Annotated in this window: 13 protein-coding genes; 10 read left to right on the plus strand and 3 right to left on the minus strand. The window is 66.0% G+C overall.

Annotated features, from left to right (window positions below; all coding sequences use genetic code 11):
• On the minus strand, positions 1-1,343 hold a 1,343-nt coding region (locus C7C56_RS16870; protein ID WP_146204524.1), incomplete at its 3' end, for a glycoside hydrolase family 1 protein.
• A gap of 187 nt (positions 1,344-1,530) precedes the next feature.
• On the opposite strand from C7C56_RS16870, the gene C7C56_RS16875 reads away from it, so the two are divergent.
• From C7C56_RS16875 to trpS, 3 genes are all read left to right on the plus strand, one after another.
• The gene (locus tag C7C56_RS16875) at positions 1,531-2,061 is read left to right on the plus strand and encodes a hypothetical protein (RefSeq protein WP_106758541.1); all 531 of its coding nucleotides are present in this window, start codon (positions 1,531-1,533) and stop codon (positions 2,059-2,061) included.
• A 17-nt stretch (positions 2,062-2,078) separates the two neighbouring features.
• Positions 2,079-2,498, plus strand: a complete 420-nt coding sequence (locus C7C56_RS16880; protein ID WP_106758542.1) for a hypothetical protein — start codon at positions 2,079-2,081, stop codon at positions 2,496-2,498.
• Positions 2,499-2,719: 221 nt separating this feature from the next.
• Positions 2,720-3,754, plus strand: coding sequence for a tryptophan--tRNA ligase (trpS, locus tag C7C56_RS16885; RefSeq protein WP_106758543.1), 1,035 nt, complete (start codon positions 2,720-2,722; stop codon positions 3,752-3,754).
• Between the two features lie 486 nt (positions 3,755-4,240).
• Here trpS and C7C56_RS16890 read toward each other — a convergent pair whose 3' ends face one another.
• Positions 4,241-4,624, minus strand: a complete 384-nt coding sequence (locus C7C56_RS16890; RefSeq protein WP_106758544.1) for a DUF3597 domain-containing protein — start codon at positions 4,622-4,624, stop codon at positions 4,241-4,243.
• 205 nt (positions 4,625-4,829) lie between these two features.
• Positions 4,830-5,354 carry a hypothetical protein gene (locus C7C56_RS16895; RefSeq protein ID WP_181373213.1) on the minus strand — a complete coding sequence of 175 codons (525 nt, stop codon included), beginning with the start codon at positions 5,352-5,354 and terminating at the stop codon, positions 4,830-4,832.
• A gap of 146 nt (positions 5,355-5,500) precedes the next feature.
• Here C7C56_RS16895 and C7C56_RS16900 point away from each other — a divergent pair, with 146 nt between their 5' ends.
• The 7 genes from C7C56_RS16900 (at position 5,501) to C7C56_RS16930 (ending at position 13,762) form a co-directional block, all read left to right on the plus strand.
• A complete protein-coding gene (locus C7C56_RS16900) occupies positions 5,501-5,869 on the plus strand; it encodes a DUF1294 domain-containing protein (RefSeq protein ID WP_106758545.1) in 369 nt (122 codons plus the stop codon).
• A gap of 11 nt (positions 5,870-5,880) precedes the next feature.
• Positions 5,881-6,666, plus strand: coding sequence for a glycerophosphodiester phosphodiesterase (gene ugpQ / locus C7C56_RS16905; RefSeq protein WP_106758573.1), 786 nt, complete (start codon positions 5,881-5,883; stop codon positions 6,664-6,666).
• A 75-nt stretch (positions 6,667-6,741) separates the two neighbouring features.
• Complete coding sequence (alaS, locus tag C7C56_RS16910) at positions 6,742-9,351, plus strand: alanine--tRNA ligase (RefSeq protein WP_106758546.1); 2,610 nt, start codon at positions 6,742-6,744, stop codon at positions 9,349-9,351.
• 369 nt (positions 9,352-9,720) lie between these two features.
• Complete coding sequence (locus tag C7C56_RS16915; protein ID WP_106758547.1) at positions 9,721-9,948, plus strand: sulfurtransferase TusA family protein; 228 nt, start codon at positions 9,721-9,723, stop codon at positions 9,946-9,948.
• Between the two features lie 205 nt (positions 9,949-10,153).
• Entirely contained in the window at positions 10,154-10,903 is a 750-nt protein-coding gene (locus C7C56_RS16920) for an electron transfer flavoprotein subunit beta/FixA family protein (RefSeq protein ID WP_106758548.1), read from the plus strand.
• 51 nt (positions 10,904-10,954) lie between these two features.
• Complete coding sequence (locus tag C7C56_RS16925; protein ID WP_106758549.1) at positions 10,955-11,887, plus strand: electron transfer flavoprotein subunit alpha/FixB family protein; 933 nt, start codon at positions 10,955-10,957, stop codon at positions 11,885-11,887.
• Between the two features lie 84 nt (positions 11,888-11,971).
• Complete coding sequence (locus tag C7C56_RS16930) at positions 11,972-13,762, plus strand: acyl-CoA dehydrogenase (protein WP_106758550.1); 1,791 nt, start codon at positions 11,972-11,974, stop codon at positions 13,760-13,762.
• Positions 13,763-14,120: the final 358 nt, after the last annotated feature.

A 14,120-nucleotide genomic window follows, 5' to 3' on the forward strand; every position in this document is an offset into this window, starting at 1 on the left:
GCGCCGCCGATGCCCGCGGGCGCGGCCTGCGTGGCCACGGGCGGGCACAGCAGGCGGCCCGGGCGGCGCCACCAGCCCTGCCCGTGCAACACGGGGTGGGACGGGGCGCGCCCGGCGGCCAGTTCGCGCATCATGGACGCCACCGCGGTCGGGCGCGGCAGCGGCGAGCGCAGGTCGAACGGTCCCGGCTCGTAGTAGCCCCTGGCCTCGGTGACGAGGCTGTTCCAGTCGTACGAGCCGAGCAGCGACCAGACCGTGACCGCGCGCAGGTCGATGCCGTCGGCCCGCGCCTGGGCGCCGGCCTGCCAGATCTCGAGCAGCCAGCGCAACTGGTCTTCGCGGTTGGCGGCGAGGTGGGCCTCGGTCACGGCCAGCGGCAGCCGGTAGCGCTCCCAGATCTCGCGCAGCAGCGGGCCGATGCCGGGTGTGGGCGTGGCCAGCGCGCGCGCCGTCTCGAGGTCGGCGCAGGCGCGCCCGCCGGCCTCGCCGCGGAAGTGGCCGGGGTAGCGTCCGGGCCGGTGGTCGAGCCAGCGCTCGCTCGTGACGTAGTAGTTGACGCCGACGATGTCGGGCGCGCAGGGGTGGTCGCGGAACCAGAGCACGGCGCCCGGATCGGTGCCGTGCTCCATCAGGTAGTCCCACATCGGGTGGCCCTGGTCGACCATGCCGCACAGCAGGTCCCAGGCCAGCCAGCGCCGCTCGTTGTAGAACTGGGCCACGCCGGCCATCTCGGGCGTGCTGTAGGTCTTGCCCAGGTCGTCCGTCTGCACCAGCGCGGCCTGCGGGTTGACCCGCCGGATCGCGCGCATGGATAGCACCACCGCCTTGCATTGGGTGAACAGGGCGGCGATGAAGCAGCGGTCGTCGCGCCCGTGCGGATACCACAGCCCGTACAGGCCGCTGAAGCGGGCGGTCGTGAGCGTCTCGTTGACGGGGGTGTAGTGGCTCAGCCAGGGGTAGCGCGCGGCGACCGCGCCGGCGAATTCGGCCAGTTGCGCGGGGAAGGCCGGGTCGACCAGGCTGGTGTGGGGCGGGCCGCTGCCGTGGTGCACCAGCCCGGCGATCGGGGTGATGCCGGCCGCGCGCAGGGCGGGCAGGCGGGCGTCGGGCCAGGACCAGTCGGCGGAGGCGACGCCGGCGGGGGCGGTGCGCTCCCACAACACCGGATAGCGGATGGCCGTGATGCCGAGCGAGGCGAAGCGGGCGATGTCGTCGTCGCGCGTGGCATGGCCGTTGCGGTCGAGCTGGCTGAAGTAGTTGTCGCCGACGCGGTTGACCGTGCATTCGAGCCCGCCCCACAGCGCGGGCGGCCCTTTGGGGAAAGTGCCGTGTTGTTTATCCATGAATTCCACCAATTTTTGTTAGTTCATAGGGAACTTGTTGGAACAGAAACGGAACATCTTGCCCGGTTAGAGGTGGATGCAAACTGAAAAGTTCGCTTGGCGATTGCGGCGGCACGGATTCGGCTTCATACTCTCGAGAAACATTGCCTCGGCGTCAGGGCCGAGCGTGTCAACAAAAAGGAAAAAAATGATCATTCAAAGCGTGCGCGGCGTGGCGGCCGGATTGTCCCTGTTGGTGTGCGCAGGGGTCCAGGCCGGCAACAATCCGGCGTGCGACGACGCCGCGTTCGCCGAAAAATTCGCGGCCGCCTACCGGACCGACTACAAGGCGATAAGCGCCAAGATGGAGGGCGACGAACTCGGCCATGCACAACAGGTCGAAGCATTCACCGCCGCGCTGATCAAGGGGGGCGCGTGGAGCTCGCCCGAGGCGGCGGCGCAGTACCTGGCCAATGCGCGCAACGTCGACGCCGATGCCGTGGAACTGGCGGCCGCCAAGAAAAAGCACGAGCGCGATATCCTGCTGCAACTGACGGTGCTCGATTCATTCGAATTCATCGCCAGCGCAAACAAGGAGGTCGCTGCGCGGGCGAGGTGCAATCTGGCGGACGGATTGATCGCGCACGCGCGGCTGCTGGCCGACGCCACCGGACGCGCCTCGGCGCTGCTCGAGACGAAGTTGCGCCAGGTCGCCAAAGAGAAAAAAATTCCTTTATAGTGGGCAGTTGCCAGGACATGAAAGAAAAGATTTTCGCCAACGCGGCGCTGGTGCGCAGCGTGGCCGCAGAACAACTCGGCGTGGTGGTCGGCTACGACGCGCGCGGCGTGCAATGGCTCGACCGTTACATCGACGGCCAGCACGCGCAGGCCACCCCCGAGGTCAAGGAAAAGCTGGTGCACACGCTCGGATCGTTCCTCGGCGAATGCATCCGGCAAACCTATGGCGGCCAGTGGGTGGTCGAGCCCGAATCGCCGTACTGGTTCATCCGCTTCTCGGACGACAACGCGGCCTACCCGTTCAGCAAGGTGAGCAAGCAGTTGCGGCATGGCGCGGACGAGTCGGTGCTCGGTTTCTTTGTGGCGATCGGGGCGATGGGGCTGACCGGCCCGAAAGCGGCCGCGCAGGCGGCCAAACCGTGGTGGCGTCCGTGGTGACGCCCGCCCCGGCCGGCCAAGCAAAGTAGTTGACAGAGCGCGGCTTAACTGTGACCATGCGGCATGAATTTTTCGTCATTCCATAACGCACGTTCGAATTGGTGGCACTGCTAAAGCAAGCGGCCAGGAACAGTCATGTAGTTTGAATTGTCAACGCCGCCCCGAATCAGGTGGCGTTTTTGCTTAACGGCCACCCTCGGGGCGCACACCCGGAGTCCCCGATGAGCATGTCAACACCCAGCACCGCCCCAGCCCCGTCCCCGGGCGTGATCCTGACCGGCGACCGTCCGACCGGCCCGCTGCACCTCGGCCACTATGTCGGCAGCCTGTGCAACCGCGTCAAGTTCCAGCACACCCACCGCCAGTTCATCATGCTCGCCGACGCCCAGGCGCTGACCGACAACATGGACGACACCGGCAAGGTGCACCGCAACGTGATGGAGGTCGCGCTCGACTATCTGGCGGCCGGCATCGACCCGTCGCTGTCGACCATCCTGATCCAGTCGCAGATCCCGGAGCTGGCCGAGCTGACCTTCTATTACCTGAACCTGGTCACGGTGGCGCGCCTCGAGCGCAACCCCACGGTCAAGCAGGAGATCGCGCTGCGCGGCTTCGAGCGCGACATTCCGGCCGGCTTCCTGACCTATCCGGCCAGCCAGGCGGCCGACATCACCGCGTTCAAGGCGACGTTGGTGCCGGTGGGCGAGGACCAGATCCCGATGATCGAGCAAACCAACGAAATCGTGCGCCGCTTCAACCGCGTGGCCGGGCGCGAGGTGCTGGTCGAGGCGAAGGCGCTGGTGCCCGAGGTGGGGCGCCTGCCCGGCATCGACGGCAAGGCCAAGATGAGCAAGTCGCTTGGCAACACGATCAACCTGGGCGCCAGCGCCGACGAGATCCGCGCCGCCGTCAAGAAGATCTACACCGACCCGCTGCACCTGCGCGTGGCCGACCCCGGCCATCTGGAGGGCAACGTGGCCTTCATCTACCTCGACGCCTTCGACCCCGACCAGGCGGGCCTGGCCGAGATGAAGGCGCACTACGTGCGCGGCGGCCTGGCCGACAGCCTCGTCAAGGCGCGCCTCGAAGCCTGCCTGCAGGAACTGATCGGACCGATCCGGACGCGCCGCGAGGCGCTCGCGCAGGACCGCGGCCACGTGCTCGATCTGCTCAGGGCGGGCACCGCCGCGGCGCGCGAGGTGGCCGCGCGCACCGCCGACGAGGTCAAGGCGGCGCTCGGCCTGCGCTATTTTTGAATGGAAAATGCCCTTGGTGTAATTCAAAACAGCCGCGTACGAAACTAAAAGTAACAATCAATTAAAAATCGGGGTCTGACCCCGATTGTTAAATTATTTGGTATTAATCAACGTCGTAGCCCTTGCGGGGGCCAAAAATTTGCAAAAATTCCGCTAACCGGGGTCAGACCCCGGTTACGAAATTTTTCTAATTGGAAATAAATTTTCGGGCGATGGTCGCGTTGCTGGAAATGGCGATAGAAAACGGGGAATTGGTGGTAATCCGGGGCAGGGGGGCTGAACCATGCAAAATTGTATGAGCAGAACTCGGCTATACATTTTTGAATGGCAGGGGCGGGCCCGGCGTCGCGGGGACGAGGTAGACGATACGGCGACCGCAAAGATGGAGCGCAAAATTTAAAAACCCGTAACGTCCCGGCGCAGGCGAGGACGATACAGGTTTGATGTCCCGCTCAGGGCGAGCAGGGACTGGGGAGCAGGGACGGATTAGTCCTTGAGGTCGGCCGGCACTTTGCCGCCGTTGGCCGCGAGCTTGTTCATGACCTGCCGGTGCAGCCAGATGTTCATGCTGGCCGAATCGCTGGTGTCGCCCGAGTAATTGAGCTCCGCAGCCAGCTCCTTGCGCGACTGCAGGCTGCTGTCGAGGTCGAGCAACTTGAGCAGGTCGACGATCGAGCTGCGCCAGTTGAGCGGCTGCCCGGCCGACGCCGCCATGTTGTTGAGGATCGCCTCGACATCGACTTCGGAAATGGCTGCCGGCCTGGTGATTTGCGTCGGCGCATTAACCGACCCTGGCGCTGGCGCCGGTGCGGCTTCGGCCGTTTTGGACGATGGAAAGATTTTGCGGAAGATATTGGCCAGAATGCCCATGGAATGCCTCTTTTTAGTGTTGTAACGGTTGGAATGAGGGGCGTGCGTGTAACTGTGCTTCGACGCGCGCTTTGCTGTGCGCTTTAACGTGCGTTTTAACGTGCGCTTTTACGTACGCTTTTTTACGTGCGTTTTTACGTGCATTTTTACGTGCATTTTTACGTGCGTTTTTACGTGCATTTTTACGTGCGCTTTTACGTGCGTTTTAATGGCGCTGCCGGATGCCCTGCGCGATGCGGCTCAGGGCGAACGCGAGCGCGGCGCCGCCGATGGCCTTGACCAGCGCCGGGTTCTCGGCGTAAAAATCGCCCATGCGGTCGACGATGCCGGGATTTTCTTGCTCGGCCTTTTCGGCGATCTCGCGCACCTGCTCGGGCGTCATCGTGGCCGCCTGCTCGGGCGTGATCGGCGCCGGCGTGTCGCGGCCGCGGAACAATGAGCCGAGGGTGCCGCCGGCGAGCGAGGTCAACAGCGTGGGGCCGAGTCCGGCGATCAACTGGTTGAGCATGCCGGCGCGCTGGGCAGGGTCGCTTTTGTCGAACATCTGGCCGACCATTTCGGGGAACGGCGGGGTCTGGTCCGAGCGCAACGCCTCGGTCACGCCCCGCGCGACGGTGGCGCGCGGCGCGTTTTGGGCGACCTGGTCGAAATCGTCCTCGGCGCGATCGTGTTTGAGGGCGCCGTCGCCACCGAGGTACTGCTGTAAGAGTGAACCTAAATCAAATGCCATTTCGGACTCCGTGGGGTGGGGAAGGTGTAGCTGTCAAGATTAGTGGCGCACGCGACGATGGTCTGTTCGGCATCGCACGGTGGATGAATCAAAGCATCGGGCGGCCATCGACTGGCACGATGCGCCGCCGCCCGGTATGATTCCGCATGCCCTACATTCCAATCGCCGTCCTCGTGCTGTGCTACCTCGCCATCGGGGCCACCCTCGGCATCTCCCATCTCGTCGGCGCGCTGTATTTGCTCATGAGCGTGGCCTGTTTCGCCGCCTACGCGCGCGACAAGGCCGCGGTGAGGGCGGGCGCCAGGCGCACCAGCGAGGCCGTGCTGCTGATGTTGGGCGCCGGCTGCGGCTGGCCGGGCGCGGTGCTGGCCCAGCAATGGCTGCGCCACAAGACGAGCAAGGCCTCGTTCCGGCTGCGTTTTTTCGCCACCGTCGGCGCCAACCTTGCCGGCTTCGTGCTGCTCGCGACGCTGCCGGCGTCGCGCGCGCTGTTCCGGCTTCTTCCCACACCATGACCGGGCGCGCCATGTGGCCCTATCCCAAAGTGGTGGCCCACCGCGGCGGCGGCAAGATGGCCCCCGAAAACACGCTCGCCGGCTTGCGCGCCGGTTTGGCGCACGGCTTCCAAGCGGTCGAGTTCGACGTCATGCTGGCGCGCGACGGCGTCGCCGTGGTCATGCACGACCCGCATCTGGGGCGCACCGTGGCCGGGGCCGGCAATGTGTTCGACTACGACGCGGCCGAGCTGGCGCGCATGGACGCCGGCTCCTGGTTCGGCCCGCGCTTCGCCGGCGAGACGGTTCCCCTGTTCACCGACTTCGTGCGCTTTTGCCGCGACCACGCGATCTGGATGAATATCGAGATCAAGCCGGCGCCCGGCTTCGAGGCCCGCACTGGCGCCGTCGTGGCCAGGCTGACCGGCGAGCTGTTCGCGCGCGAGGCCGCCGCCGGCGACCCGGCGCGCCTGCCGCTGCTGTCCTCGTTCAGCATGGAGGCGCTGGCGGCGGCCCGGGCGGCGGCGCCGGACGTGCCGCGCGCCTGCCTGTTCGAGCGCGTGCCGCCGGACTTCGCCGCGCAGGCGCGCGCGCTCGGCGCGCTGGCGGTGCACACCAACCAGAAGCACCTGGGCGCGGCGCAGGCGCGGGCGGTCCGCGACGCCGGATTCGGCCTGTTCTGCTACACCGTCAACGATCCGATCCGCGCGCGCGAGCTGCTGTCGTGGGGCGTCGACGGCTTCTGCACCGACCGCATCGACCTGATCGGCCCCGATTTCGCCAAACGCGCGCCCGGCGGGCCGGCCGCCCCCGTATAGCCGGGGAATGTCGACGCGAATGACTACGCTATAATCGTTCTTTAAGCATGCCGCCCCTCTACGCCCAACCACAACATGAAATCATCCGAAATCCGCGACAAATTCCTCAAGTTTTTTGAATCGAAGGGGCACGCGGTCGTCCGCTCGAGCTCCCTCGTTCCCGGCAACGACCCGACCTTGTTGCTGACCAACAGCGGCATGGTGCAGTTCAAGGACGTGTTCACCGGCACCGACAGCCGCCCGTACGCGCGCGCGACCTCGGTGCAGCGCTGCGTGCGCGCCGGCGGCAAGCACAACGACCTCGAGAACGTCGGCTACACCGCGCGCCACCACACCTTCTTCGAAATGCTGGGCAATTTCAGCTTCGGCGACTACTTCAAGCGCGACGCCATCAACTACGCCTGGGAGCTGCTGACCAAGGTCTACGGCCTGCCGGCCGACAAGCTCACCGTCACCGTCTACTTCGAGGACGACGAGGCCTACGACATCTGGGCCACCGAGATCGGCGTGCCGCGCGAGCGCATCATCCGGATCGGCGACAACAAGGGTGCGCGCTACGCGTCCGACAATTTCTGGCAGATGGCCGACACCGGCCCGTGCGGACCGTGCACCGAGATCTTCTACGACCACGGCACCGACATCGCCGGCGGCCCGCCCGGCTCGCCCGACGAGGACGGCGACCGCTTCATCGAGATCTGGAACCTGGTGTTCATGCAGTTCAACCGCGACGACGCGGGCGTCATGCACAAGTTGCCCAAGCCCTGCGTCGACACCGGCATGGGCCTCGAGCGCCTCGCCGCCGTGCTCCAGCACGTGCACTCGAACTACGAGATCGACCTGTTCCAGGCCCTGATCAAGGCCGCCGCGCGCGAGACCGGCGCGCCAGACCTCGAAAACAAATCGCTGCGCGTGATCGCCGACCACATCCGCGCCGCCGCATTCATGATCGTCGACGGCATCATCCCCGGCCCCGAGAGCCACGGCTACGTGCTGCGCAGGATCATCCGGCGCGCGCTGCGCCACGGCCACAAGCTGGGCCAGACCAAGCCGTTCTTCTACAAGCTGGTCGAGGACCTGACGATCGAGATGGGCGCGGCCTATCCCGAGTTGGCGGCGGCCAAAGACGGCGTCGCCAAGATGCTGCGCACCGAAGAGGAGCGCTTCGGCGAGACGCTCGAAAACGGCATGAAGATCCTCGAGGCGCAACTGGCCAGGGACAGCAAAAAGCTCGACGGCCGCACCGCCTTCCTGTTGTACGGCACCTACGGCTTCCCGCTCGACCTGACCGCCGACATCTGCCGCGAGCGCGGCATCGAACTCGATCTCGCCGGCTTCGAGGCGGCCAAGAAGGAGGACCAACTGCTCGGCAAGGCCGGCAGCGGCTTCAAGCATCTCGACACCATCGAGTACAAGGGCGAGAAGAACAAGTTCGTCGGATACGACAGGCTGGCGCACGCCAGCGAGGTCGTCGCGATCTACGTCGGCGGCGTCTCGGCCCGACAGATCGAGGCGGGCCAGCACGGCATCGTGGTGCTGGACACCACGCCGTTCTACGCGCAGTCGGGCGGCCAGGTCGGCGACCAGGGCGTCCTCACGAGCGGCGCGGCCCTGTTCCAGGTCGACGACACGCTCAAGGTCCAGGCCGACGTGTTCGGCCACCACGGCACGCTCGCCTCGGGCGCGCTCAAGGTCGGCGACTGCGTCGAGGCCAATGTCGACGAGGCCAAGCGCGGGCGCACCATCCGCAACCACTCGGCGACCCACCTGATGCACAAGGCCCTGCGCGAGGTGCTCGGCGCCCATGTGGCGCAAAAGGGTTCGCTGGTCGACCCCGACAAGACCCGCTTCGACTTCTCGCACCACGCGCCGCTCACGGCCGACGAGATCGCCAGGGTCGAAACCATCGTCAACCGCGAGATCCTGCAAAACCAGGCGGTGGTGGCGCACAACATGTCGTTCGACGCCGCCGTCAAGCACGGCGCGATGGCGCTGTTCGGCGAAAAATACGGCGACGAGGTGCGCGTGCTCGACATCGGCTCGTCCAAAGAGCTGTGCGGCGGCGTCCACGTGGCCCGCACCGGCGACATCGGCCTGTTCAAGATCGTCGCCGAGGGCGGCGTGGCGGCCGGCATCCGGCGCCTCGAGGCGGTCACCGGCGAGGGCGCGCTGGCCGTGGTGCAGTCGCTTAACCGCCGCCTGCACGAGGCGGCCGCCATCCTCAAGACCAACCCTGACGAACTGACCGCCCGCGTGGCCCAGGTCCAGGACCAGCTCAAGGCGATGGAGAAGGAGCTGGCCACGCTCAAGTCGAAGCTGGCCTCGGGGCAGGGCGACGAGCTCGTCACGCGCGCGGTCGAGGTCAACGGCATCATGGTGCTCGCGGCCACGCTCGAGGGCGCCGACGTGGCGCGCCTGCGCGAGACCATGGACAAGCTCAAGGACAAGCTCAAAACCGCCGCCATCGTGCTCGCCAGCGTGGCCGACGGCAAGGTGAGCCTGATCGCCGGCGTCACGGCCGACGCCACGGCCAGGGTCAAGGCGGGCGAGCTGGTCAACTTTGTGGCCCAGCAGGTGGGCGGCAAGGGCGGCGGGCGTCCCGACATGGCGCAGGCGGGCGGCACCGACCCGACCAACCTGGCCGCGGCGCTCGCCGCCGTGCCGGCCTGGATCGGCGCGCGCGCTTGAGCCAACGCGCCTCGCCGCCGCCGCGCGGCGCAGGCGCCAACATCTACACTCAAGAAAATTAAACCAACATCGTCCCCGCCTGTGCGGGGACGATGTGGTGGTTTATATGCCGCGCGTTCACTGTCCGCGCGTTCCGCGCCATCGCAAGTATGGCGTGATGTAACACTTGCCGCGGTTTCCCGCGAGTGCCCCATACCTGAATGTTGAAGATTGCACCACTACTATTTTGGTTGCGGCAACGCAACACAAAAGAAAAATTTTGGTGCGGTGCGTCAAATTTGTCGATTTGGAGTAGACTCATAAGTCGGTGAGCACAACAACCAACAAAGCAGGTATTTGATGAGCAGCATTACACTCGACAGCGAAACCATGGACTTCGATAAAGATCTCGACGCGCGCGGCTTGAACTGCCCCTTGCCCATACTGAAGGCCAAGAAAGCCCTGGCCGAGATGGCGACGGGCGAGGTGCTGCGCATCGTGGCGACCGATTCGGGCTCGGTGCGCGACTTCCAGGCCTTTGCCAAGCAGACCGGCAACGCCCTCGTTTCGCACACCCAAAACGGCTACGAATTCGTATTTTTGATGCGCCGCAAATAAGAAAAACATAAGAAAAACAACACCGGTCGGGCCGCGCAGCGCGGCGCCGGTCCCGAAATTACTACATCAACAGTGCCGTTCTTTAGGCGGTTTCCTCTAACTAAAAATCGCACGATCGTGCTTAAATTCAGTGGGGAAGGCGTTTTTCTCATATAATCTAGGCCACTTTAAGCCACCCCATTCCACTTTTTCCAAAGGCACCCCCATGAAAGTCTTGGTACCCGTCAAACGCGTGGTCGACTACAACGTCAAAGTGCGCGTCAAAACCGACGGCAGCGGCGTCGATATCGCCAATGTCAAAATGTCGATGAACCCGTTCGACGAGATCGCGCTCGAGGAAGCGATGCGCCTGAAGGAATCGGGCAAGGTCACCGAGGTGGTGGCGGTGTCGTGCGGCGTGACCCAGTGCCAGGAGACCCTGCGCACCGGCATGGCCATCGGCGCCGACCGCGGCATCCTGGTCGAGACCACCGCCGAACTCGAGCCGCTGGCCGTGGCCAAGCTGCTCAAGGCGCTGGCCGACAAGGAGCAGCCGCAGCTGATCATCCTCGGCAAGCAGGCGATCGACGACGACTCCAACCAAACCGGCCAGATGCTCGCCGCCATGCTGGGCTGGCCGCAGGCGACCTTTGCCTCCAAGGTCGTGCTCGAAGACGGCAAAGTGACGGTCACGCGCGAAGTCGACGGCGGCCTCGAGACGCTCGCGCTGACCCTGCCGGCGATCATCACGACCGACCTGCGCCTCAACGAGCCGCGCTACGTGACGCTGCCGAACATCATGAAGGCCAAAAAGAAGCCGCTCGAGGTGGTCAAGCCCGAGGACCTCGGCGTCGACGTGAGCGCGCGCCTCAAGACGCTCAAGGTGGTCGAGCCTGCGAAACGCTCGGCCGGCATCAAGGTGCCCGACGTGGCGACCCTCGTGGCCAAACTGCGCAACGAAGCCAAAGTTATCTGATCGCGGCCTGGCCGTCACATAAACAAAGATATATCAAGAACGGGAACCACCATGGTCGCATTAGTCATCGCCGAACACGATAACGCCTCCCTCAAGGGAAGCACCCACCACACCGTCACCGCGGCCATCGCCTGCGGCGGCGAAGTCCACCTGCTGGTCGCCGGCAGCAACTGCGGCGCCGCCGCCGCGCAGGCGGCCACCATCGCCGGCGTCGCCAGGGTGCTCGTGGCCGACGCCGCGCACATGGCCGACGGCCTGGCCGAGAACGTCGCCGAGCAAGTGCTGGCGCTGGCCGGCGCCTACTCGCACATCCTCGCGCCGGCGACCGCCTACGGCAAAAACATCCTGCCGCGCGTGGCCGCCAAGCTCGACGTGGCGCAGATCTCCGAAATCACCAAGGTCGATTCGCCCGACACCTTCGAGCGTCCGATCTACGCCGGCAACGCGATCGCCACCGTGCAGTCGCTCGATAAAATCAAGGTCATCACCGTGCGCAGCACCGGCTTCGACGCCGCCGCCGCCACCGGCGGCAGCGCCGCCACCGAGAGCGTCGCCGCGGTCGCCGATTCGGGCAAGTCGAGCTTTGTCGGGCGCGAGCTGGCCAAGTCGGACCGCCCCGAGCTGACCGCCGCCAAGGTTATCGTCTCCGGTGGCCGCGGCATGGGCTCGGGCGACAACTTCAAGATCCTCGAGCCGCTGGCCGACCGCCTCGGCGCCGCCATGGGCGCCTCGCGCGCCGCGGTCGACGCCGGCTTCGTGCCGAACGACTGGCAGGTCGGCCAGACCGGCAAGATCGTCGCGCCGAACCTGTACATCGCGGTCGGCATCTCCGGCGCGATCCAGCATCTGGCCGGCATGAAGGACTCCAAGGTGATCGTCGCGATCAACAAGGATCCGGAAGCGCCGATCTTCTCGGTGGCCGACTACGGCATCGTGGGCGACCTGTTCGAGATCGTGCCAGCGCTGGTGAAAGAACTCGGCTAAGCAGATTTTTATATGTGACACGCAAGCCGCGGCTGGCCAGGCATTCATGCCAGGCCCCCGTGGCTTGTTTTTTAGGAGAACAAGATGAGCTACAAAGCCCCGCTGAAGGACATGCTGTTCGTGATGAACGAGCTGGCCGCGCTGTCGACGATCAACGCCTTGCCCGGTTGCGAGGACGCGACCGCCGACACGGCCGAAGCCGTGCTCGAAGAGAACGCCAAGTTCTGCGGCTCCGTGGTCGCGCCGCTCAACTACGCGAGCGACAAGGACCCGAGCTTCTGGCACGACGGCCAGGTCAGCACCGCCAAGGGTTTCAAGGAGGCGTTCAAAAGCTTCGCCGAAGCCGGTTGGCAGGGCGTGCAGCATCCGCAGGAGTTCGGCGGGCAGGGCCTGCCCAAGCTGGTCGCCACGCCGTGCATCGAGATGCTCAACGCGGCCAGCATCAGCTTCGCGCTCGTCGCGCTGCTCTCGGACGGCGCCATCGAGGCGCTGCTCACGGCCGGCAGCGACGCGCAGAAGACGACCTACCTCGAGCCGCTGATCTCGGGCAAATGGACCGGCACCATGAACCTGACCGAGCCGCAGGCCGGCTCCGACCTGGCCGCCGTGCGCACCCGCGCCGTGCCGCAGGGCGACGGCACCTTCAAGGTGTTCGGCACCAAGATCTTCATCACCTACGGTGAGCACGACATGGCCGAGAACATCGTCCATCTGGTGCTCGCGCGCACCCCGGACGCGCCGGCCGGCGTCAAGGGAATCTCGCTGTTCATCGTGCCCAAATTCCTGGTCAACGCCGACGGTTCGCTCGGCGCACGCAACGACGCCCACTGCGTCTCGATCGAGCACAAGCTCGGCATCAAGGCCAGCCCGACCGCGGTGCTGCAGTTCGGCGACCACGGCGGCGCCATCGGCACCCTGGTCGGCGAGGAGAACCGCGGCCTCGAATACATGTTCATCATGATGAACGCGGCCCGCTTCGGGGTCGGCCTGCAGGGCATCGGCCTGGCCGAGCGCTCCTACCAGCAGGCGGTCGCGTTCGCGAAGGACCGGATGCAGTCGCGCGACCTGGCCGGCTCCGCCGGTCCGGTGGCCATCATCGCCCATCCCGACGTGCGCCGCATGCTCATGTCGATGCGCTCGCAGATCGAGGCGGCGCGCGCGCTGGCCTACGTCGGCGCCGGCATCAGCGACATCGCGCACCACCATCCAGAGGCGGCCACGCGCGCGGCCAACCTGGCCGTCTACGAGTACCTGGTGCCGGTCATCAAAGGCTGGGCGACCGAGATGTCGCAGGACGTCACGCGCGACGGCGTGCAGGTCCATGGCGGCATGGGCTTCATCGAGGAGACCGGCGCCGCCCAGCACTACCGCGACGCCAAGATCCTCACCATCTACGAGGGCACCACGGCGATCCAGGCCAACGACCTGGTCGGGCGCAAGACGGTGCGCGACGGTGGCGCGGTCGCCAACGGCATCATCGCGCAGGTGCGCGCCACCGAAGCCGAGCTGGCCGCCATGGACGGCGCCGACTTCGCCGCGATCCACCGCCAACTGGCCGAGGGCAGCGCCGCGCTCGAAGCCGTGGTCGCCTACGTGGCCGCCAACATGAAGAGCGACATCAAGGCCGTGTTCGCGGGCAGCGTGCCGTACCTGCGGCTGGCCGGCATCGTGCTCGGCGGCTGGCAGATGGCGCGCGCGGCGATCGTCGCGCAGGGCAAGCTCGACGCCGGCGCCGGCGACGCCGCCTTCTACCGGGCGAAAATCGGCACCGCGCGCTTTTTCGCCGACCACATGCTGTCGCAGGCGTCCGGCCTGCGCAGCGCCATCATCGACGGCAGCGCCGGCGTGCTGGCGCTCGGGGTCGACGACTTCTAAGAGGCTGAGAGTTTTTCGGGCGTGTCCGAGCAGCCCGCCAGAAAGCGGCAGATCGAGGCGCAAAGCACATCCATAGCGGGCTATGGCGAGCATTTGCAACGACGAACTGGCGCTTTCTGGCGTGCTGAGCGGGCATGATCGATAGACTCTCAGCCTCTAAGCCCGCGACCGGTCGGGGCGCGGCGCGCTCCCCGCCCGCCGGCCCGCCTTCATGGCGGGTTTTCCCCGCCATCGGCGAAGCGTCGCTTTCCAGGCGGATTCGCGCCGAATTTACAAACGCTTACACAATCGTGGCAACCCCCTGTCACCGCACTGTCGCGCCCGGCCGTTACTGATGCGCACGGTAGAAAATTTGCTG

It is taken from the genome of Massilia glaciei, assembly GCF_003011895.2.
GTDB lineage: Bacteria > Pseudomonadota > Gammaproteobacteria > Burkholderiales > Burkholderiaceae_D > Telluria_A > Telluria_A glaciei.